Annotated in this window: 17 protein-coding genes and 4 tRNA genes; 16 read left to right on the top strand and 5 right to left on the bottom strand. The window is 58.2% G+C overall.

The genetic code is table 11. The features are described from left to right. Position 1: 1 nt before the first annotated feature. The 9 genes from wzxE to GVK32_RS22755 all read left to right on the top strand — a co-directional run bounded on the left by wzxE (position 2) and on the right by GVK32_RS22755 (position 6,691). Positions 2-1,252 (top strand): lipid III flippase WzxE, encoded by a 1,251-nt coding sequence (gene wzxE, locus GVK32_RS22795; RefSeq protein ID WP_159872543.1) that lies wholly within the window; start codon positions 2-4, stop codon positions 1,250-1,252. Next, on the top strand, positions 1,249-2,328 hold the full coding sequence (locus GVK32_RS22790; RefSeq protein ID WP_159872541.1) for a TDP-N-acetylfucosamine:lipid II N-acetylfucosaminyltransferase: 1,080 nt from the start codon (positions 1,249-1,251) through the stop codon (positions 2,326-2,328). Before wzxE ends, GVK32_RS22790 begins: the two co-directional genes overlap by 4 nt. Continuing rightward, positions 2,325-3,671 (top strand): ECA oligosaccharide polymerase, encoded by a 1,347-nt coding sequence (wzyE, locus tag GVK32_RS22785; RefSeq protein ID WP_159872539.1) that lies wholly within the window; start codon positions 2,325-2,327, stop codon positions 3,669-3,671. Before GVK32_RS22790 ends, wzyE begins: the two co-directional genes overlap by 4 nt. 11 nt (positions 3,672-3,682) lie before the next feature. Next, positions 3,683-4,423 carry a lipopolysaccharide N-acetylmannosaminouronosyltransferase gene (gene wecG / locus GVK32_RS22780; protein WP_159872537.1) on the top strand — a complete coding sequence of 247 codons (741 nt, stop codon included), beginning with the start codon at positions 3,683-3,685 and terminating at the stop codon, positions 4,421-4,423. A gap of 335 nt (positions 4,424-4,758) precedes the next feature. Beyond that, positions 4,759-6,144 (top strand): amino acid permease, encoded by a 1,386-nt coding sequence (locus GVK32_RS22775; protein WP_159872535.1) that lies wholly within the window; start codon positions 4,759-4,761, stop codon positions 6,142-6,144. 102 nt (positions 6,145-6,246) lie between these two features. Next, positions 6,247-6,323, top strand: a tRNA-Arg gene (locus GVK32_RS22770). A gap of 65 nt (positions 6,324-6,388) precedes the next feature. Beyond that, positions 6,389-6,464 (top strand) — tRNA-His (locus GVK32_RS22765). A gap of 22 nt (positions 6,465-6,486) precedes the next feature. Continuing rightward, a tRNA-Leu gene (locus tag GVK32_RS22760) sits at positions 6,487-6,572 on the top strand. Positions 6,573-6,614: 42 nt separating this feature from the next. Beyond that, positions 6,615-6,691: transfer RNA gene (locus GVK32_RS22755), tRNA-Pro, on the top strand. A 491-nt stretch (positions 6,692-7,182) separates the two neighbouring features. On the opposite strand, the gene hemY is transcribed toward GVK32_RS22755, so the two are convergent. From hemY to hemC, 4 genes are read right to left on the bottom strand one after another with little or no spacing between them, the layout of a single operon-like run. Then, complete coding sequence (gene hemY / locus GVK32_RS22750) at positions 7,183-8,379, bottom strand: protoheme IX biogenesis protein HemY (protein ID WP_041143485.1); 1,197 nt, start codon at positions 8,377-8,379, stop codon at positions 7,183-7,185. Between the two features lie 3 nt (positions 8,380-8,382). Next, positions 8,383-9,570, bottom strand: a complete 1,188-nt coding sequence (gene hemX, locus GVK32_RS22745) for a uroporphyrinogen-III C-methyltransferase (RefSeq protein WP_159872533.1) — start codon at positions 9,568-9,570, stop codon at positions 8,383-8,385. Between the two features lie 21 nt (positions 9,571-9,591). Next, positions 9,592-10,332, bottom strand: a complete 741-nt coding sequence (gene hemD, locus GVK32_RS22740) for a uroporphyrinogen-III synthase (protein ID WP_159872531.1) — start codon at positions 10,330-10,332, stop codon at positions 9,592-9,594. Then, on the bottom strand, positions 10,329-11,270 hold the full coding sequence (gene hemC / locus GVK32_RS22735) for a hydroxymethylbilane synthase (protein WP_045853608.1): 942 nt from the start codon (positions 11,268-11,270) through the stop codon (positions 10,329-10,331). Before hemC ends, hemD begins: the two co-directional genes overlap by 4 nt. 348 nt (positions 11,271-11,618) lie before the next feature. Here hemC and cyaA point away from each other — a divergent pair, with 348 nt between their 5' ends. Then, the gene (gene cyaA, locus GVK32_RS22730) at positions 11,619-14,171 is read left to right on the top strand and encodes a class I adenylate cyclase (protein WP_159872529.1); all 2,553 of its coding nucleotides are present in this window, start codon (positions 11,619-11,621) and stop codon (positions 14,169-14,171) included. Between the two features lie 83 nt (positions 14,172-14,254). On the opposite strand, the gene cyaY is transcribed toward cyaA, so the two are convergent. Continuing rightward, positions 14,255-14,575, bottom strand: a complete 321-nt coding sequence (gene cyaY / locus GVK32_RS22725; protein ID WP_041143490.1) for an iron donor protein CyaY — start codon at positions 14,573-14,575, stop codon at positions 14,255-14,257. 138 nt (positions 14,576-14,713) lie between these two features. Between cyaY and GVK32_RS22720 the strand changes: the two genes are divergently transcribed. From GVK32_RS22720 to uvrD, 6 genes are all read left to right on the top strand, one after another. Next, the gene (locus tag GVK32_RS22720; RefSeq protein ID WP_041143491.1) at positions 14,714-14,917 is read left to right on the top strand and encodes a lipoprotein; all 204 of its coding nucleotides are present in this window, start codon (positions 14,714-14,716) and stop codon (positions 14,915-14,917) included. Positions 14,918-14,981: 64 nt separating this feature from the next. Continuing rightward, the gene (dapF, locus tag GVK32_RS22715; RefSeq protein WP_041147498.1) at positions 14,982-15,806 is read left to right on the top strand and encodes a diaminopimelate epimerase; all 825 of its coding nucleotides are present in this window, start codon (positions 14,982-14,984) and stop codon (positions 15,804-15,806) included. Beyond that, positions 15,803-16,510 carry a DUF484 domain-containing protein gene (locus tag GVK32_RS22710; protein WP_041143492.1) on the top strand — a complete coding sequence of 236 codons (708 nt, stop codon included), beginning with the start codon at positions 15,803-15,805 and terminating at the stop codon, positions 16,508-16,510. Before dapF ends, GVK32_RS22710 begins: the two co-directional genes overlap by 4 nt. Continuing rightward, on the top strand, positions 16,507-17,409 hold the full coding sequence (gene xerC, locus GVK32_RS22705; protein ID WP_041143493.1) for a tyrosine recombinase XerC: 903 nt from the start codon (positions 16,507-16,509) through the stop codon (positions 17,407-17,409). Before GVK32_RS22710 ends, xerC begins: the two co-directional genes overlap by 4 nt. After that, positions 17,409-18,125: a 5-amino-6-(5-phospho-D-ribitylamino)uracil phosphatase YigB gene (gene yigB / locus GVK32_RS22700; protein ID WP_159872527.1), complete on the top strand. Its 717-nt coding sequence runs from the start codon at positions 17,409-17,411 to the stop codon at positions 18,123-18,125. Before xerC ends, yigB begins: the two co-directional genes overlap by 1 nt. A gap of 78 nt (positions 18,126-18,203) precedes the next feature. Continuing rightward, positions 18,204-20,366 (top strand): DNA helicase II, encoded by a 2,163-nt coding sequence (gene uvrD / locus GVK32_RS22695; RefSeq protein WP_159872525.1) that lies wholly within the window; start codon positions 18,204-18,206, stop codon positions 20,364-20,366. Positions 20,367-20,468 lie beyond the last annotated feature (102 nt).

Below are 20,468 nucleotides of genomic sequence, written 5' to 3'. Positions count from 1 at the left end.
TATGTCGTTGGCAAAAGCTTCGCTGTGGACCGCGGCGTCCACCCTGGTCAAAATCGGTGCCGGACTGCTGGTGGTTAAGCTGCTGGCCGTCTCCTTCGGGCCGGCTGGCGTAGGCCAGGCCGGTAACTTTCGCCAGCTGGTCACCGTGCTTGGCGTCCTCGCCGGAGCCGGTATTTTCAACGGCGTAACCAAGCTGGTTGCGCAGCATCACGACGATAGCCAGCAGCTTAGCCGGGTGGTCGGCACCTCCTTTTCGATGGTGCTGGGCTTTTCGACGCTGCTGGCGATTATCTTTTTACTCGCCGCGGCGCCGATTAGCCAGGGGCTGTTTGGTCATACGCAGTACCAGGGGCTGGTGCGGCTGGTGGCGCTGGTGCAGATGGGCATTGCCTGGGCTAACTTCCTGCTGGCGCTGATAAAAGGCTTCCGCGATGCGGCTGGGAACGCGGTATCGCTGATTGCCGGTAGCCTGATCGGCGTGGTGGCATACTATGCCTGTTACCATTTTGGCGGCTATCAGGGCGCGCTGCTAGGGCTGGCGCTGGTTCCCGCGCTGGCGGTGGTACCGGCGGCTATCGTGTTGTGGCGGCGGGGGAGTATCCCGCTCAGCGCGCTGCGCCCGCGCTGGGATAACGGCTTCGCCGGGCAGCTGTCCAAATTCACCCTGATGGCGCTGATTACCTCGGTAACGCTGCCGGTCGCCTGGGTGATGATGCGTAACCTGCTGGCGGCCCATTACGGCTGGGAGGCGGTGGGGATCTGGCAGGGGGTAAGCAGTATTTCCGACGCCTATCTGCAGTTCATCACCGCGTCGTTCAGCGTCTATTTGCTGCCTACGCTCTCCCGGCTAACCGCCAAAGCGGATATTACCCGCGAGATCGGCAAATCGCTAAAATTTGTCCTGCCGGCGGTGGCGGCGGCAAGCCTGACCGTCTGGCTACTGCGCGACTTTGCCATCTGGCTGCTGTTTTCCGAACGCTTCACGGCGATGCGTGACCTGTTTGCCTGGCAGCTGGTGGGCGACGTCCTTAAGGTCGGGGCCTATGTCTATGGCTACCTGGTGATCGCCAAAGCGTCACTGCGTTTTTATATTCTGACGGAAATCAGCCAGTTCACGCTGTTGACCGCCTTCTCACACTGGCTTATCCCGGCGCACGGCGCAGTTGGCGCAGCGCAGGCGTATATGGCTACGTATATTGTTTATTTCGCCCTTTGTAGCGGCGTGTTTTTACTTTGGCGTAAACGGGTATGACAGCACTGATACACGTACTGGGATCGGATATTCCGCACCACAACCAGACCGTTCTGCGGTTCTTTAATGACGAACTGGCCGCCGGCGACGAGCGGGCGCGCAGGTTTATGGTGGTCGGTGACGCAGCGGGCGTCCGCGAGGCGTATCCGGCGCTATCCATCACCTGTTATCCCGGAAAGAAATCGCTGGCGCAGGCGGTCATCTCCGCGGCGAAAGCGGATCGGCGCCAGCGCTTTTTCTTCCACGGTCAGTTCAATACCGGCCTGTGGCTGGCGCTGCTCGGCGGCGGAATTCGCCCTTCCCAGTTCAACTGGCATATCTGGGGCGCCGATCTGTATGAGAATTCGTCCAGCCTGAAGTTCCGGCTTTTCTATCCGCTGCGCCGTATGGCTCAGGGGCGCGTGGGGCGCGTTTTTGCCACCCGCGGCGACCTGAGCTGGTTTGCCCGCCGCCACCCTAAGGTTGCGGGAGAGCTGCTCTATTTCCCGACCCGGATGGATCCGGCACTGAATACCCTGGCGGATAGCGCCCCGCGCACCGAAGCGCTGACCATTCTGGTGGGCAACTCCGGCGATCGCAGCAATGAACATATTGCGGCGCTGCGCGCTATTCATCAGCAGTTTGGCGATACGGTAAACGTGATCGTCCCGATGGGCTATCCGGCCAACAATGCGGAATATATTAACGAAGTGCGCGCGGCGGGCGCGGCGTTATTTAGCGCCGGGCGTTTACAGGTGCTCAGCGACAGGCTGGAATTCAGCGATTACCTGGCGCTGCTGCGCCGCTGCGATCTGGGCTATTTCCTCTTTGCCCGCCAGCAGGGGATCGGTACGCTGTGCCTGCTGATTCAGGCGGGTATTCCCTGCGTACTGAATCGGGAGAATCCGTTCTGGCAGGATATGACGGAGCAGAATATTCCGGTACTGTTTACCGGCGATACCCTGGATGTTGCCGTGGTACGCGAGGCCCAACGTCAGCTGGCGAACGTTGATAAGAACCAGATTGCTTTCTTCCGGCCAAACTACCTGACGGGCTGGCAGCGGGCATTGCAGATTGCCTCGGGGGTGAGCGCATGACATTAATGCAATTTAGCGGGCTGCTGGTGGTCTGGCTGCTGTCGTCGCTGTTTATTGCCACCGCCACGTATTTTGAGTTTCGCCGGGTGCGCTTTAACTTCAACGTCTTCTTTTCACTGCTGTTTCTGCTGACTTTCTTCTTCGGCTTCCCGCTGACCAGCATTCTGGTATTTCGCTTTGACGTCAGCGTTGCGCCGCCGGAAGTGCTGCTGGAAACCCTGCTGGTGTCGGTGTGCTTTTACGCGGTGTATTACGTCACCTACAAAACGCGGCTGCGTTCGTCCGCTCACGATAGCCAGCGCCGCCCGCTGTTCACCATGAACCGCGTGGAGACCCATCTGGCATGGATGATTCTGCTGGCCGTTGCGCTGCTGTGCGTCGGTATTTTCTTTGCCCACAACGGATTCCTGCTGTTCAGGCTCAACTCCTATAGCCAGATCTTCTCCAGCGAAGTGTCCGGCGTGGCGCTGAAGCGCTTTTTCTATTTCTTTATTCCGGCGATGCTGGTGGTCTACTTCCTGCGCCAGGACTATAAGGCGTGGATTTTCTTTCTTATCAGCACCACCGCCTTCGGTCTGCTGACCTACGCTATCGTCGGCGGCACGCGGGCGAACATCATTATCGCCTTCGCCATCTTCCTGTTTATCGGCATTATTCGCGGCTGGATAAGCCTGTGGATGCTGGCTGCGGCCGGCGTGCTGGGTATCGTCGGTATGTTCTGGCTGGCCCTGAAGCGCTACGGGATGAACGTCAGCGGCGATGAGGCGTTTTATACCTTCCTGTACCTGACCCGCGATACGTTCTCGCCGTGGGAGAACCTGGCGCTGCTGCTGCAGAACTACGATAAGATAGAGTTCCAGGGGCTGGCGCCGATGATCAGGGATTTCTACGTCTTTATTCCCAGCTGGATGTGGCACGGCCGGCCGTCGATGGTCCTCAATACCGCCAACTACTTCACCTGGGAAGTGCTGAATAATCACTCCGGGCTGGCCATCTCCCCGACGCTGATTGGTTCGCTGGTGGTGATGGGCGGGGTATGGTTTGTTCCGCTGGGGGCGGTCGCGGTCGGGCTGATTATTAAGTGGTTTGACTGGCTGTATGAGCTTGGCAACCGGGAGAGCAACCGCTACAAGGCGGCCATTCTGCATAGTTTCTGTTTTGGCGCTATCTTCAATATGATCGTGCTGGCACGCGAAGGGCTGGACTCTTTCGGCTCTCGCGTGGTGTTTTTCCTCGTGATCTTTGGTATCTGCCTGCTGGCGGCGAAGTTGCTGTACTGGTTCCTGGATAGCGTAGGACTGATTCATAAGCGGACCAAACCGCTTTCGCAACCTCAGGTCTGATAAGGATTAACATGTCTGAGAGTACTTCCGCGCCGTTGTATCTGCTGAGAGGTTTACAGCTCATCGGGTGGCGCGACATGCAGCACGCACTGGATTTTCTCTACGCTGACGGCGCAATTCGTCAGGGTACGCTGGTGGCGATCAATGCCGAAAAGATGCTGGCAGTCGAGGACGATCCCGAGGTGCGGGCGCTGATTGAAGCGGCTGAATTTAAATATGCCGACGGTATTAGCGTGGTGCGTTCATTACGTAAAAAATATCCTCAGGCCCAGGTATCGCGCGTGGCGGGGGCCGACTTATGGGAAGCCCTGATGGAGCGCGCCGGAGCCCAGGGCACGCCGGTGTTTCTGATCGGCGGCAAGCCGGAGGTGCTGGCCCAGACCTGTACGCAGCTGCGCCAGCGCTGGAATGTTAACATCGTCGGCAGCCAGGACGGCTATTTCTCCGCCGACCAGCGTCAGGCGCTGTTTGAGCGCGTCCGCGATAGCGGGGCGAGGATTGTCACCGTGGCGATGGGCTCGCCGCGCCAGGAGATCCTGATGCGCGACTGCCGGTTGGTCTATCCGCAGGCGCTCTATATGGGCGTGGGCGGCACCTATGACGTATTCACCGGCCACGTTCACCGGGCGCCCAGGTTCTGGCAGAACATGGGGCTGGAATGGTTCTATCGTTTGATATCACAGCCCAGCCGGATTAAAAGACAGATCAGGCTGCTGCGATATTTACGTTGGCATTATACCGGCCAGCTCTAATATTCCACTACAAACAGGCGAGTTTTCACACATATTCGGTGTAATACATTCACCTGGCTGATACTTTATTTGCCATTTCCGCAAAATTAATTAACCATTCGCATGCTTAATGCGCGCCGGCACTCTTTGCCGGCGTGCAGGCAGGGCTATTTCCTTTCGCACATTTATAAAAATAACCGGTATATGCGCGGGACCTTCAGAAGGGCATCAAGGCGGCTTATCAGCTAACTTTCCGACATCCATCATGATGACGGAGGGATAGGTGCGTGCTGCCAATAGCGAGGCCGTTCGGCGGGAACGAGTAAAACCGGAGCAGGGCAAACACAAGAGGGTATATGACTGAGAAAAAAGCGGAACTTCAGCGCGGGCTGGAGGCCAGGCACATTGAGCTAATCGCCCTCGGCGGTACGATTGGCGTCGGTTTATTTATGGGATCGGCGAGTACGCTGAAGTGGGCCGGCCCGTCGGTCCTGCTGGCGTATATTATTGCGGGCTTATTTGTCTTCTTTATCATGCGTTCGATGGGGGAGATGCTGTTCCTCGAACCGGTAACCGGCTCGTTCGCCGTTTACGCTCACCGCTATATGAGCCCGTTCTTCGGTTATCTGACCGCCTGGTCCTACTGGTTTATGTGGATGGCGGTAGGGATATCGGAGATTACGGCCATCGGGGTTTACGTCCAGTTCTGGTTCCCCGACATGGTGCAGTGGATACCGGCCCTGATTGCCGTTGGGCTGGTGGCGTTGGCGAACCTGGCGGCGGTGCGCCTGTACGGTGAGATCGAGTTCTGGTTTGCGATGATTAAGGTCACGACCATCATCGTGATGATTGTGGTCGGGCTGGGGGTTATTTTCTTTGGCTTTGGTAACGGCGGGCACTCCATCGGCTTTGGCAACCTGACCGAACACGGCGGCTTCTTTGCCGGCGGCTGGAAGGGCTTCCTGACCGCGCTCTGTATTGTCGTTGCCTCCTACCAGGGCGTTGAGCTTATCGGTATTACCGCCGGAGAAGCGAAGAATCCGCAGGTGACCCTGCGCAGCGCGGTCGGCAAAGTTCTGTGGCGTATTCTTATTTTTTACGTAGGCGCCATTTTCGTCATTGTGACTATCTTCCCGTGGAATCAGATTGGCGTCGGCGGCAGCCCGTTCGTGCTGACCTTTGCGAAGATTGGCATCACCGCCGCGGCGGGCATTATCAACTTTGTGGTTCTGACGGCCGCGCTTTCAGGCTGCAATAGCGGAATGTACAGCTGTGGCCGCATGCTCTACGCGCTGGCAAAAAACCGCCAGCTGCCGGCGGCAGTCGGCAAGGTCTCCCGCAACGGCGTACCGGCGGTCGGCGTCGCGCTGTCGATCCTGATCCTGCTGATGGGCTCCTGCCTGAACTATATTATTCCCAATCCGCAGCGGGTGTTCGTCTACGTCTACAGCGCGAGCGTGCTGCCGGGTATGGTGCCGTGGTTTGTGATCCTGATTAGCCAGCTGCGTTTTCGCCGCGCGCATCGGGAGGCGATGGCCAGCCACCCGTTCCGCTCGCTGCTCTTCCCATGGGCGAACTATATTACGATGGCGTTTCTGGTTTGCGTGCTGATCGGCATGGGTTTTAACGAAGATACCCGGATGTCGCTGTTTGTCGGAATTCTTTTTCTGGCCCTGGTTACCCTTATTTATAAGGTTTTTGGCCTCGGGCGGCATGGAAATGTCGATAAAGCGGCTGAATAAGCAGCAAAGCGCATAAAGTGTGAGCAAACGGAAATTTTATTTAAAAAGGCACTAGACAGCGGGGGGGGAAGTCCGTAATATCCGACCCCGCAACGGCGCTAAGCGCCCGTAGCTCAGCTGGATAGAGCGCTGCCCTCCGGAGGCAGAGGTCTCAGGTTCGAATCCTGTCGGGCGCACCATTTAACCCGGTGCTTGAGCTGCGGTGGACTGTTTAAGACAGTGCCGCGTGAAAAGATTTGTAGTGGTGGCTATAGCTCAGTTGGTAGAGCCCTGGATTGTGATTCCAGTTGTCGTGGGTTCGAATCCCATTAGCCACCCCATTATTTGATAGAGTTGTGAATTGCGAAGGTGGCGGAATTGGTAGACGCGCTAGCTTCAGGTGTTAGTGTCCTTAGGATGTGGGGGTTCGAGTCCCCCCCCTCGCACCACGACTTTAAAGAATTGAACTAAAAATTCAAAAAGCAGTATATCGGCGAGTAGCGCAGCTTGGTAGCGCAACTGGTTTGGGACCAGTGGGTCGGAGGTTCGAATCCTCTCTCGCCGACCAATTTTGAACCCCGCTTCGGCGGGGTTTTTTGTTTTCTGATATCGCAAAAAACCCTCGTATCTTTCTGATTTAAAAAATAAAACCTCCCTGCCTCTACCGCCATTCTTTGTCCAGAAAACTCCCAATTCACCATCAGGGGAGATGTCATCTCCACAGAACCTGTGCGATAATAAACGGGTAGATGCTCATTCCATCTCTTATGTTCGCCTTTAGTGCCTCATAAACTCAGGAATGACGCAGAGCCGTTTACGGTGCTTATCGTCCACTGACAGATGTCGCCATTATCTGGTCTCATCAAACACCATGGACACGACGTTGAGTGAAGCACCCAATTTGTTGTCAAACAGACCTGTTTTAACGCCCGCCCTGATTATCAGTGCGGGCGTTTTTTTCTTTCAGGGGCTGGTAAGAAAAGGGCAGGGGATAAACGGAGAAGACGGCGCACAGAGAAAGCACTGTCGCCCCTGATGAGGCGACAGCGGCAGGGACGGCTACTGCGGCGTATTGTTCTGCAGGGTTAGCAGCAGGCCATCGCGGCGCAGCGTGGCGGCCTCTTCCGGCTGGTGCAGCCGGTCGAGCGTATCCGCCAGCCAGGCGTAGTCAAACGCGTCCGGGCGCTGCTTCAGCGCGGCGCGGAACGCGATACTGGCTTCCTGCCATTCGCCATGACGCATCAGCGATTGCCCCAGCGTACTCCACAGCAGCGGACGATCGCCGACGGCTTTGATCTGCTGGCGCAGCACCTTTTCCAGCTGTTCCGGATTGTTGGTCTTCAGGCGCGGGATAAGCATCACCAGGCGATCGTCATACTGCTTTTTCAGACCGTCGATAATAATCTGCTGCGCGGTATCGTGGTCATCGCTCTCGATGAGCAGATTGGCCATCGCCACCTGCAGCGCGACCTGGCCACGCGTTTTGCGGCTTTGGTTTTTCCACCATTCGCGCAGGCCTTCGCTGCCCCGATCGGCCAGCGTCTTATCCATTAAACCAATCCACGCCTGCTGCTCCAGCGCGGCGCGATGCTCTTCATCGCTGACGTTGGCTTTGGCCATCGACGGGATGATGTCCAGCAGCGAGTGCCAGGCGCCGGTGCGGGTGTAGGCCTGTTCCGCGAGACGCAGGACTTCAGGATGTCGGGGAGTGATTTCCAGCAGCTTATCAATACCGTGGCGCGCCGCATGATTTTCATTGCGCGCCAGCTGCAGGCGCACGCGGGCAATCTCTACCGGGATCAGATCGTCCCCGGCGAGCTCCGTTGCGCGCTCAAGATGCTGATTGGCGCGGGCTTCATCGCCGCGCTGCTGGGCCGCTTCTGCCGCCAGAAGATAGTTAACCACCGGCTGCTCGGCGTGATCGGCATTTTTGGCCATCAGCTTTTCAACCTGCTGGTAGTCGCCTTCCGCCAGTTTTAGCAGCGCCTGCTCGGTTTGCTTGCGCGCGCGGCGGCGTTTACGTCCTACGAACCAGCCGCGGGTATGGGCGCTGGTGCGAAAAATACGCCGCAGCAGCCATTCAATGGCAAACAGCACCACCATTGTGAGGATCAGTACGATCGCCAGGCCGGTGACGCTGGTTTCAATGTTGTAGTTATCGGTTTGGATCAGCACGTAGCCCTGATGGCCGGAAATGATCGGACCGATAACGATCCCGGCGATCAGCAGTGCGAAGAGTAAGAGAATTTTCAACATGCGTTACTCTCCTTGTGGCGCAGGGGCTGGTGCCGGCACGGCTGGCGTCGCGGCAGGAGCCGGAGCACCGCTCTGCGCGACGGCGGGTTGTGCCATCAGGTTACGTACTCGCGTCTGCATCAGCTTCTCGAGTATTGCCTGACTCTGCAGATTTTCTGGTACGCTCATGGTGATGCTCTGCTGGCTCAGCTTATCGACTTCCTCAAGGAAGGCTTTGGTGGTGGCATCGTCAGTATCGTAATAGGCGCGAACCCAGGTCGATACGTTTTCCAGGGCCTGCTTGTAGGTCTCTTCCTGGTGGCGCGGAACCGCCTGCGCGGCGACCAGCAGGCGGGAGCGAATATTCTCGCGCAGGTAGACGTCCTGGTTCGGCGCCAGCAGCGGCACTGCCGTTTCATCGCGGCGGCGGATGGTGATAAAGCTGTCCATAAAGCTCTGCCAGCTCTTCTGCAGGTTAATGCGCCACTCGCCGATTGAGCTGGACAGCTCTTCGCTGTCGGAATCCATCGGCGAGTCGTCGTCGTTATTATCCGCCAGACGCAGATTGTCTATCTGATTAGCGAGCTGATTCACTTTGAGAATGATGCCGTCGTAGTCGACCTGGCTTACCGCCGAGAGCGAGGCGATATCGTCGGTAATGGCGCGACGGGCGCCAATCAGGCTGGGGTCGTTCATATCGGCGAGGCTGGCATCGGCGCTTTTGAGCAGCGCGGCGGCGGTGGTGACGTCCTGATCGCTCCACAGCTTGCGTCCGGCAACTTTTACCAGGAAATCAGCCTGCGCCAGCAGCCAGGTTTTGGCGTCGCTGCCGGAGATAACGGCTACTTTCTGCTGCACTTCTTCCAGCTGCTTCGCCAGCGCATCCTGCTGACTTTTGGCTGCGGTCAGCTGGTCAGCCTGCTGCCTGATGATGCCTTCGAGTTCGGTTTTTTGGCCTTCCTGCGATTTCTGCAGGGCCGCAATCTGCGCGGCTAACGCTGAGCTGGCCGCGTTCTGTCGGGATAGCTGCTGATTGTGCACGCTGTACAGACCCACGCCGGCGGCGAGGGCAATAGCGATAGCGACCGCGCTCAAAACAAGACTGGTTTTATTCCCGCCCTTTTCCTTCCCGGTTTTCTCTGGCTGTGGCGTCTTTTCCACGGCCTCCCTGGTCTCTTCAACCACGGCGGATTGATTTTGTTGTTCCGTCATTATGGCTTCCAATGTTGAGAGTTATTGTAATGCGCGTAGCAGCGTATCGTTGTCGGCGCTTTCGGCTACCTGGATATCCTGCCAGCCCAATTCCCGTGCCTGCTGGGCCAGGCGCTCGCTGACAACTAAAATGCGACAGCGGAGGAGCCACCGTTCTCGATACCATTGCGGGATCAGCGTCCAAAGCTGTTGCAGCATCTCACCGCTGGTGATGACCAGCGTCGAGACGCCGCGAGACTGCCAGCGCATTGCTTCTTCTGCACCATCATAATGCTTTGCACAGCGTTGATAGCACTCACAAAAAGTGACATCAGCGCCGCGCTCGCGGAGCGTTTCGCCGAGTAATTCCCGGCCGCCGTTGCCGCGAAGCAGGAGGGCCTTCTTACCAGCAATGTTTTGTAATTCAGGTAATTGTAGCAAGACTTCGCTGATTTCCCGATCTAATGGGTAGCGAATATTCTGGCTGCTGACCTTATGCAGGGTCAGCGCCGTGGTGCGGCCAATGGCAAAATAGCCGGGAGCCAGCGGCCAGCGCAGGGCCTGCTGCTGCAGGCGAGCGTGGGCAAACTCCACGGCGTGCTGAGAGAGGGCGAACAATAGATCGCCCGCGGAGAGGGCCGCCAGCCGGTCGCCGAGCGTGTGCAGCTCGCGGCCGGGCGTAAATTCAATCAGTGGAAAGCTCCAGGCCACGCGTCCCAGCCCGCGCAGGCGGCTGACCAGCTCTTCGCCCTGCGGCAGCGGACGGGTGACCAGGATACTCATCGTGGCGCTTCTCCGGCATAAACTGCGGTCAGGATCTCCCGGGCACCGTTATCCAGCAGCTCTTCCGCCAGAGAGACGCCAAGGCGCTCGGCATCTTCAGGGCGCCCGCGGCGTTCGCCGTGAACCAGCTGTGAACCGTCCGGCGCGCCGACCAGCGCGCGTAGCCACAGCTCGCCGTCAATAAGCTCGGCGTAGCTGCCGATCGGCACCTGACAGCCGCCCTCAAGGCGGGTGTTCATCGCCCGCTCGGCGCGAACCCGTATCGCCGTTGGCGTATGGTTCAGCGGCGCCAGCAGCGCCTGCGTCCACTCGTCGTCAAGGCGGCACTCAATGCCGACTGCGCCCTGCCCGACGGCGGGAAGAGATTGTTCTGGGCTTAACGGCTGGCGAATTCGCGCTTCGAGCCCGAGGCGTAGCAGCCCCGCCGCGGCGAGAATAATCGCATCATACTCACCGCTATCCAGTTTGCCCAAACGGGTACCGACGTTACCGCGCAGGGAACGAATCTGCAGATCCGGGCGCCGTGCGGCCAGCTGACACTGGCGGCGTAAACTTGACGTGCCAACGATGCTGCCCTGAGGCAGCGCGTCAATAGAGGCATAGTGATTTGAGACAAAAGCGTCGCGCGGATCTTCTCTCTCACAAATCGTTACCAGCCCGAGGCCCTCGGGAAACTCGACGGGAACATCCTTCATAGAATGGACGGCGATATCGGCGCGCCCCTCCATAATGGCAAGCTCTAACTCTTTGACAAACAGGCCCTTGCCACCCACTTTTGCGAGGGGTGTATCAAGGAGCACATCGCCGCGAGTGACCATTGGCACCAGTTCAACCTTGAGCTGCGGATGGCAGGACTCAAGGCGCTCTTTCACATAATGCGCCTGCCATAGCGCAAGTGGGCTTTGCCTTGTGGCAATTTTCAAAACTTTGTCTAACATGCTTGTTACCGTCATTGTCGACCACAAACCATCCTAACATTGTTGTCTTATGGATGTTAGTTTTGTGGGTCAGGGCCTCGGTCATCTCTTTATTGGCCTTTTATGCGCATACCGGTTGCCGAACCGTAGAGAGGAATTTACACGCAGTAAACGGTGCTACACTTGTATGTAGCGCATCTTTCTTTACGGTCAATCAGCAAGGTGTTAGATTGATCACGTTTTAAACCATTTGTCCGTCAGCAGTTCATCACAACCACACCGACGACGAATGGTGACGGTTTTTGTTGAAATACTGAAACCCGGTACTGGCTATGGTACGTCGGGTTTTTGAACATCAGGCGATATGTCTTGTACCTCTATATTGAGACACTGAAACAGAGACTGGATGCCATCAACCAACTGCGCGTAGATCGCGCGCTTGCTGCCATGGGACCCGCTTTTCAGCAGGTTTACAGTCTACTGCCGACATTACTACATTATCATCACCCGTTGATGCCGGGTTACCTTGACGGTAACGTTCCCCGAGGCATTTGCCTTTACACGCCTGATGAAACCCAACGCCACTACCTTGACGAGCTTGAGCTAAACCGCGGAATGCTGACGCAGGAGCCGCCGAAAGGCGAGCTGCCGATCACCGGCCTTTACTCCATGGGCAGCACCTCATCCGTCGGCCAAAGCTGCTCTTCCGACCTTGATATATGGGTTTGCCACCAGGCCTGGCTCGACACCGACGAGCGCCAGCTGCTGCAGCGTAAATGCAGCCTGCTGGAGAGCTGGGCGGCGTCGCTTGGCGTGGAAGTCAGCTTCTTCCTGATCGATGAGAACCGCTTCCGCCATAACGAAAGCGGCAGTCTGGGCGGCGAAGACTGCGGCTCTACGCAGCATATCCTGCTGCTGGACGAATTCTACCGCACCGCCGTGCGCCTTGCCGGCAAGCGTATTCTGTGGAACATGGTGCCGTGCGACGAAGAAGAGCACTATGACGATTACGTCATGAGCCTCTACGCGCAGGGCGTGCTGACGCCGAACGAATGGCTGGATCTCGGCGGCCTGAGCTCGCTGTCGGCGGAAGAGTACTTCGGCGCCAGCCTGTGGCAGCTGTATAAAAGCATTGATTCGCCTTATAAAGCGGTGCTGAAAACGCTGCTGCTGGAAGCCTATTCCTGGGAATACCCCAATAACCGCCTGCTGGCGAAAGATATTAAACAGCGCCTGCACGACGGCGAGATCGTTTCCTTCGGTCTCGATCCCTACTGCATGATGCTGGAACGCGTCACGATCTACCTGCAGGCCATCGAGGACGAGACGCGCCTCGACCTGGTACGCCGCTGTTTCTACCTGAAAGTGTGCGAAAAGCTGAGCCGCGAGCGCGCCTGCGTGGGCTGGCGTCGCGAGGTGGTGAGCCACCTGGTGAAAGAGTGGGGCTGGGATGAAAAGCGTCTGGCGATGCTGGACAACCGGGCCAACTGGAAGATCGACGAAGTACGCAAAGCGCACAACGAACTGCTTGATGCGATGATGCAGAGCTACCGCAACCTGATTCGTTTTGCGCGTCGCAACAACCTCAGCGTTTCCGCCAGTCCGCAGGATATTGGCGTCCTGACCCGCAAGCTGTACGCGGCGTTTGAAGCGCTGCCGGGGAAAGTGACCCTGGTGAACCCGCAGATATCGCCGGATCTTTCCGAACCGAATCTGACCTTTATCCACGTGCCGCCGGGCCGCGCTAACCGCACTGGATGGTACGTCTATAACCGCGCGCCGGATATGGAATCGATCGTTAGCCATCAGCCGCTGGAATATAACCGCTATCTGAACAAGCTGGTGGCATGGGCGTGGTTTAACGGCCTGCTGACGTCGCGCACCCGCCTGTTTATTAAGGGCAACGGCATTGTCGACCTGGCGAAGCTGCAGGAGATGGTGGCCGATGTTTCTCACCACTTCCCGCTGCGTCTACCTTCGCCTACGCCGAAAGCGCTGTATAGCCCCTGCGAAATCCGCCATCTGGCGATTATCGTTAACCTTGAATACGATCCGACCGCCGCGTTCCGCAATCAGGTGGTGCATTTTGACTTCCGCAAGCTGGACGTATTTAGCTTTGGCGAAGAGCAGAAGTGCCTGATAGGCAGCGTAGACCTGCTGTATCGCAACTCGTGGAACGAAGTGCGAACCCTGCACTTCAACGGCGAGCAGGCGATGATCGAAGCGCTGAAGACCATTCTGGGCAAAATGCACCAGGACGCGGCGCCGCCGGATAGCGTTGAAGTGTTCTGCTACAGCCAGCATCTGCGCGGACTCATCCGCACTCGCGTGCAGCAGCTGGTCTCCGAGTGCATTGAGCTACGCCTCTCCAGCACCCGTCAGGACACCGGCCGCTTCAAGGCGCTGCGTGTCTCAGGGCAGACGTGGGGCCTGTTCTTCGAACGTCTTAACGTCTCGGTGCAGAAGCTGGAAAATGCCATTGAATTCTATGGTGCCATCTCGCACAACAAGCTGCACGGCCTGTCGGTTCAGGTAGAAACCAACCACGTCAGGCTGCCGCAGGTGGTGGATGGTTTTGCCAGCGAAGGGATTATTCAGTTCTTCTTTGAAGAGGCGGATAACGACAGCGGATTTAATATCTATATTCTCGACGAGAGCAACCGCGCCGAGGTTTACCATCACTGTGAAGGCAGTAAAGAGGAGCTGGTGCGCGACGTTAGCCGCTTCTACTCCTCATCGCACGACCGGTTCACCTACGGCTCCAGCTTTATCAACTTCAACCTGCCGCAGTTCTATCAGATCGTTGACGTTGACGGCCGGCTTCAGGTTATTCCCTTCCGTAGCCAGGCCATCGGTGCCGCGACGGCACCGGTCAATCAGGATGCCGCGGCGTCACCGATGCTCCAGCAGCACTACTCCTGATATCGCGTCCTGATATCGCGAAGTACTCCCCGGCTGCGCGAAGCGTACCGGGGATACCGATGAGCGCAGCCGGCTAGCCCGCTTTAACGGAAGCTCACCGCTTCGCCTGCCTGATGCGTTGCCGCCTGCTCCAGCAGATCCCAGAAGGTTTCGCCGCTGCGATCGCAGATCCACTCGTCGCCTTTGAGGTCAAAATGGTAGCCGCCCTGCTTGGTTGCCAGCCAGACCTGATGCAGCGGTTCCTGACGGTTAATAATGATTTTGCTGCCGTTTTCAAAGCTAATGGTCAGCACGCCGCCGTTAATTTCACAATCGATATCGCTATCGCCGTCCCACTCGTCCAGGCGCTCTTCGATAGTCATCCACAGGCTGTCAGCCAGGCGATGGAATTCACTGTCATTCATGGTTCTACCCTGCTTTTTTGAAGATGGCGGCAGTATAGCGCGAAACAAAAGCGCGCGCAGTCGGATGCTAAACGCTTGCTTTTACGTCTTCTCCTGCGATGATAGAAAGCAGAAAGAATGACTCACGGGCAACTATCAATGAAAAACGTTTTTCCTACGCTTGCCGTTCTGCTGGCGATCTTCAGCCTCACCGGCTGTGGTCTGAAGGGGCCGCTCTATTTCCCACCGGCGGATAAAACGGCGCCGCCGCCGACCAAACCGGTCGATAGCGGTATCCAGAGCGCGACGCCGGATCGTAACGATCGCGGCGATAGCGGTGGCCCGACCCAGGTAGACTACTGACGATACTCCCCGGGACGAACGGCCTGCCGTCCTCCTGAAACGCAAATTAGTTAGAGTACAGATGATGCAGTTTTCTAAAATGCATGGCCTGGGTAACGACTTTATGGTCGTTGACGCGGTAACACAGAATGTTTTTTTCTCTCCGGAGCTGATTCGCCGGTTGGCAGACAGGCATCTTGGCGTGGGCTTCGATCAGCTGCTGGTTGTCGAGCCGCCCTACGATCCGGATCTGGATTTTCATTACCGCATCTTTAACGCTGACGGCAGCGAAGTGTCGCAGTGTGGCAACGGCGCGCGTTGCTTTGCGCGGTTTGTTCGTCTGAAAGGCCTGACCAATAAACGTGATATTCGCGTCAGTACGGCGAACGGTCGTATGGTATTAAGCGTAACGGAAGACGATCTGGTGCGCGTGAATATGGGCGAGCCGAACTTTGAGCCGTCCCAGGTCCCGTTCCGCGCAAACAAAGCGGAAAAGACCTATATTATGCGCGTCGCTGAGCAGACAGTATTGTGCGGCGTGGTCTCAATGGGGAACCCGCACTGCGTCATCCAGGTCGATGATGTGGAAACCGCGGCGGTGGAAACGCTTGGCCCGGTGATGGAAAGCCACGAACGCTTCCCGGAACGCGCGAACATCGGTTTTATGCAGATAGTCGAGCGTCATCGTATTCGCCTGCGCGTCTTTGAACGCGGCGCGGGCGAGACCCAGGCCTGCGGCAGCGGCGCCTGCGCGGCGGTCGCGGTCGGTATCCAACAGGGGCTGCTGGCCGAGGAAGTACGCGTGGAATTACCAGGCGGGCGTCTTGATATCGCCTGGAAAGGCCCGGGTCAACCGTTGTTTATGACTGGCCCGGCGGCACACGTCTACGACGGATTTATTCATTTATGAAACAACTCGGGGAAGAACAGCAGGATACGATCGGCGCGCTGGATGACCGCGCGGTGGTGGACTATCTGTTGCAACATCCTGAATTCTTTATTCGTAATGCCGCTCTTGTGGAGCACATGCAGGTTCCTCATCCGGTTCGGGGGACCGTTTCGCTGGTCGAGTGGCACATGGCTCGCGCACGTAATCATATCAACGTGCTGGAAGAGAACATGTCGCTGCTGATGGAGCAGGCGACGGCCAACGAAAGCCTGTTTCAGCGGCTCCTCCATCTGCAGACGCGGCTGGCGGCGGCAGAAAGCCTCGATGAGATGCTCAATCGCTTTCATCGCTGGGCCCGCGAGCTGGGCCTGGCCGGCGCGACGGTGCGTCTGTTCCCCGACAGCTGGCGGCTCGGCGCGCCCTCAAAATTCACCCATCTTGCGTTGACCCGACAGGCCTTTGAGCCCGTGCGCATTCAGCGTCTCAGGCAGGAGCGCCACTACCTCGGCCCGCTGAACGGACCGGAGCTGCTGGTGGTGCTGCCGGAGGCGAAAGCCATCGGCTCGGTGGCGATGTCGCTGCTGGGCGGCGATGATGCCCCCGGCGTTATGCTGTTCAGCAGCCGCGATGCGCAGCACTATCAGCAGGGACAGGGCACACAGCTGCTTCAGGAAATTGCCCTGATGCTGCCAGGCCTGCTGGAGCGCTGGGTTGAACGCGCATGACCGACTCTCCTCTGTTTACCGCCGTTGCCCGCTTCCTGCGCTATCTTGGCGTGGAGCGTCAGCTTAGCCCGATTACGCTGCTTAACTACCGACGCCAGCTTGATGCGCTGGTGGCGCTGGCTGAAAACGCCGGCTTGAAAAGCTGGCAGCAGTGCGATGCGGCTCAGGTGCGCGGTCTGGCGGTGCGGAGTCGAAAACAGGGACTGGGTCCGGCAAGCCTGGCGCTGCGCCTCTCCGCGTTACGCAGCTTCTTTGACTGGCTGGTGGCGCAGGGCGAGCTTACCGCCAACCCGGCAAAGGGAATTTCGGCGCCTAAAATACCGCGTCATTTACCGAAAAATATCGACGTGGATGACGTTAACCGGCTGCTGGATATCGATCTGAACGATCCGCTGGCGGTACGCGACCGGGCGATGCTGGAAGTGATGTACGGCGCGGGCCTGCGTCTTTCTGAGCTGGTGAACCTCGACATTAAGCATCTCGACCTGGAATCGGGAGAGGTGTGGGTGATGGGGAAAGGTAGCAAAGAACGCCGCCTGCCGATTGGCCGCAGCGCGGTGGCGTGGATTGAGCACTGGCTGGATCTACGCGGCCTGTTCGGCACCGATGACGACGCGCTGTTTTTGTCGAAGCTCGGCAAACGCATCTCCGCGCGCAATGTTCAAAAACGTTTTGCCGAGTGGGGAATTAAGCAGGGGCTGAACAGCCACGTTCATCCGCACAAGCTGCGCCACTCCTTTGCCACGCATATGCTGGAATCGAGCGGCGATCTGCGCGGCGTGCAGGAGCTGCTGGGTCATGCCAATCTCTCCACTACTCAAATCTATACCCATCTTGACTTTCAACACCTTGCCTCGGTGTACGATGCGGCGCATCCGCGCGCCAAACGGGGGAAATAATGCGTTTTTACCGACCTCTGGGCCAGATTTCAGCACTGACGTTTGACCTGGACGATACCCTTTACGACAACCGCCCGGTCATCGACCGGACGCTGCACGAGTCGCTGGCCTTCGTGCGCAGCTACCATCCTTCGCTGAGCCAGTTCGACGCCCATCACCTGCAGCAGCTGCGCCAGACGCTGCTGGAGATCGAGCCGGATATTTACCACGACGTGACCGAATGGCGACGGCGTGCTCTGGTGCTGGGGATGATGAACGCTGGACTCTCTGCCGCGCAGGCCGAATCCGGTGCCGATGCGGCGATGGCGAACTTTGCCCACTGGCGCAGCCTGATTGACGTACCGCAGGAAACCCACGATACCCTGGCCGCGCTGGCGGAGAAGTGGCCGCTGGTGGCGGTGACTAACGGCAATGCGCAGCCGGAACTGTTCGGCCTGAGCGACTATTTCCGCTTTGTGCTGCGCGCCGGGCCTGACGGACGTTCTAAGCCGTTTGCCGATATGTATCATCTGGCGGCGGAGCGTCTGGCGCTGCCGCTGGGGCAGATACTCCACGTCGGCGATGACCTGACAACCGACGTAGCGGGCGCTATCCGCTGCGGCATGCAGGCCTGCTGGATTAAGCCGCAGGACGCCGACCTGATGCACACCACCGACAGCCGGCTGCTGCCGCACATTGAAATTTCGCGGTTGGCATCTCTGACCTCGCTGATATAATCACCATTAGTTCTGTATATATTAACAGTATGCCCGTCAGGCTAAGCGCTGGCGGGCGGCTCATTTCCGGCGGTGCCAATGGACGTTTCTTACCTGCTCGACAGCCTTAATGATAAACAGCGTGAAGCCGTCGCGGCCTCGCGCACCAATATGCTGGTTCTGGCTGGAGCGGGCAGCGGTAAGACCCGCGTACTGGTGCATCGCATTGCCTGGCTTATCAGCGTAGAAAACTGTTCGCCCTACTCCATTATGGCGGTGACCTTTACCAACAAAGCGGCGGCGGAAATGCGCCATCGTATTGGCCAGCTGATGGGCACGACCCAGGGCGGCATGTGGGTAGGCACCTTCCACGGCCTGGCGCACCGTCTGCTGCGTGCCCACCATCTTGATGCCGGGCTGCCGCAGGATTTCCAGATCCTCGATAGCGAAGATCAGCTGCGCCTGCTGAAGCGGCTGATCAAAGCGATGAACCTCGACGAGAAGCAGTGGCCGCCGCGCCAGGCGATGTGGTACATCAACAGCCAAAAAGATGAGGGGCTGCGCCCGCACCATATCCAGAGCTACGGCAATCCGGTGGAGCAGACCTGGCAGAAGGTGTATCAGGCCTATCAGGAAGCCTGCGATCGCGCAGGGCTGGTGGATTTTGCCGAGCTGCTGCTGCGCGCGCACGAGCTGTGGCTCAACAAGCCGCATATTCTTCAGCACTACCGCGAACGCTTTACCAATATCCTCGTCGACGAATTCCAGGATACCAACAATATTCAGTATGCCTGGATCCGTCTGCTGGCGGGCGATAGCGGCAAGGTGATGATCGTCGGTGATGACGACCAGTCGATCTACGGCTGGCGCGGCGCGCAGGTTGAGAATATCCAGCGCTTCCTGACCGATTTCCCTGGCGCTGAGACCATTCGCCTGGAGCAGAACTACCGCTCAACCAACAATATCCTCAGCGCCGCCAACGCCCTGATTGAAAATAACAGCGGACGTCTGGGCAAGAAGCTGTGGACCGACGGCGCCGACGGCGAGCCGATCTCCCTGTACTGCGCTTTTAACGATCTCGACGAAGCGCGTTTCGTGGTTAACCGGATTAAAACCTGGCAGGAAAACGGCGGAGCGCTGGAGCAGTGCGCCATCCTCTACCGCAGCAACGCCCAGTCGCGCGTGATGGAAGAGGCGCTGCTGCAGGCCAGCATGCCGTACCGTATTTACGGCGGCATGCGCTTCTTCGAACGCCAGGAGATCAAAGATGCGCTCTCCTACCTGCGCCTGATTGCCAATCGCAACGATGATGCGGCGTTTGAGCGCGTGGTCAATACGCCGACCCGCGGCATCGGCGATCGCACCCTGGACGTGGTGCGTCAAACGTCGCGCGACCGCCAGCTGACGCTATGGCAGGCGTGCCGCGAGCTGCTGAAAGATAAAGCCCTCGCGGGCCGTGCCGCCAGCGCCCTGCAGCGCTTTATGGAGCTGATTGACGCCCTGGCGCAGGAGACGGCGGATATGCCGCTGCATGTCCAGACCGACCGGGTGATTAAAGATTCCGGCCTGCGCATGATGTACGAGCAGGAGAAGGGCGAAAAAGGCCAGACGCGGATCGAGAACTTAGAAGAGCTGGTGACGGCAACGCGCCAGTTCAGCTACAACGATGAAGATGAGGATTTAATGCCGCTACAGGCGTTCCTTTCTCATGCCGCGCTGGAGGCGGGCGAAGGGCAGGCGGATACCTGGCAGGATGCGGTCCAGCTGATGACCCTGCACTCGGCGAAAGGTCTGGAATTCCCGCAGGTGTTTATCGTCGGCGTGGAGGAAGGGATGTTCCCGAGCCAGATGGCGCTCGACGAGGGCGGACGCCTGGAGGAGGAGCGCCGCCTCGCCTACGTGGGCGTAACCCGTGCGATGCAGAAGCTCACGCTGACCTATGCCGAAACCCGTCGTCTGTACGGCAAAGAGGTTTACCATCGTCCGTCGCGTTTTATCGGCGAGCTGCCGGAGGCGTGCGTGGAAGAGGTGCGCCTGCGCGCCACGGTGAGTCGTCCGGTGAGCCATCAGCGCATGGGCACGCCGATGGCGGAAAACGATACCGGCTACAAATTGGGTCAGCGCGTGCGCCATCCGAAATTCGGTGAAGGCACCATCGTCAATCTGGAAGGCAGCGGCGAGCATAGCCGTCTGCAGGTGGCTTTCCAGGGGCAGGGCATCAAATGGCTGGTGGCGGCCTACGCGCGGCTGGAAACAGTGTAACAGTAAGAAAAGTATCGTTTTTTTGTAATAATCTGCTAGCCTTATATGCTAAAGGGCAGGATTTGCTCTTTAGCGTTCCGTTGCGTGTTGACGCCGTTTTTG

This window comes from Klebsiella sp. 18074, from assembly GCF_902705905.1.
Lineage (GTDB): Bacteria > Pseudomonadota > Gammaproteobacteria > Enterobacterales > Enterobacteriaceae > Klebsiella > Klebsiella terrigena.
This window is presented reverse-complemented; position numbering and strand designations above follow the sequence as displayed.